The organism is Paenibacillus sp. J23TS9 (assembly GCF_018403225.1).
In the GTDB taxonomy this organism is placed as follows: Bacteria; Bacillota; Bacilli; order Paenibacillales; family Paenibacillaceae; genus Paenibacillus_AQ.
On the sequence record NZ_BOSG01000013.1, the window covers coordinates 1 to 1,143 of the forward strand.

Here is a 1,143-nt window from a genome sequence, read left to right on the forward strand (position 1 = left end):
TGTATTCTCTCCGAGACGGATCCCGAGTAGTGCGGGGCACGTGAAACCCCGTATGAATCCAGCAGGACCATCTGCTAAGGCTAAATACTCCCTAGTGACCGATAGTGAAACAGTACCGTGAGGGAAAGGTGAAAAGCACCCCGGAAGGGGAGTGAAATAGAACCTGAAACCGTGTGCTTACAAGAAGTCAGAGCCCGATCTATGGGTGATGGCGTGCCTTTTGTAGAATGAACCGGCGAGTTACGTTCCCGTGCAAGGTTAAGGTGAGAAGCCGGAGCCGCAGCGAAAGCGAGTCTGAATAGGGCGACTAAGTACGTGGGCGTAGACCCGAAACCGTGTGATCTACCCCTGTCCAGGGTGAAGGTGCGGTAACACGCACTGGAGGCCCGAACCCACGCATGTTGAAAAATGCGGGGATGAGGTGGGGGTAGCGGAGAAATTCCAATCGAACTCGGAGATAGCTGGTTCTCCCCGAAATAGCTTTAGGGCTAGCCTCGGAAATAAGTCGTGGAGGTAGAGCACTGATTGGGTGCGGGGCCCGCAAGGGTTACCAAGCTCAGTCAAACTCCGAATGCCATAGACTCGAATTCCGGGAGTCAGACAGTGAGTGCTAAGATCCATTGTCAAAAGGGAAACAGCCCAGACCATCAGCTAAGGTCCCCAAGTGTGTGTTAAGTGGGAAAGGATGTGGAGTTGCACAGACAACCAGGATGTTGGCTTAGAAGCAGCCACCATTGAAAGAGTGCGTAATAGCTCACTGGTCGAGTGACTCTGCGCCGAAAATGTAACGGGGCTAAACACACCACCGAAGCTATGGCTTGATGCTTATGCATCAGGGGTAGGGGAGCGTTGTATGCAGCATTGAAGGTATACCGTAAGGAGTGCTGGAGCGCATACAAGTGAGAATGCCGGTATGAGTAACGAAAAGATCAGTGAGAATCTGATCCGCCGAAAGCCCAAGGTTTCCTGAGGAAGGCTCGTCCGCTCAGGGTAAGTCGGGACCTAAGGTGAGGCCGAAAGGCGTAATCGAAGGACAACAGGTTGAAATTCCTGTACCACCGTAAACCGTTATGAGCAATGGGGTGACGCAGTAGGGTAGTGACGCGGACTGATGGATGTCCGTCTAAGCAGTGAGGCTGATGT

The 1,143-nt window shown here is 52.8% G+C and carries 1 rRNA gene (only partly in view); it reads left to right on the forward strand.

What is annotated here, in order from left to right:
• Window positions 1–1,143, forward strand: a 23S ribosomal RNA gene (locus tag KJS65_RS29395) (its annotated part continues 1,490 nt past the right edge of the window); the annotation flags it as partial.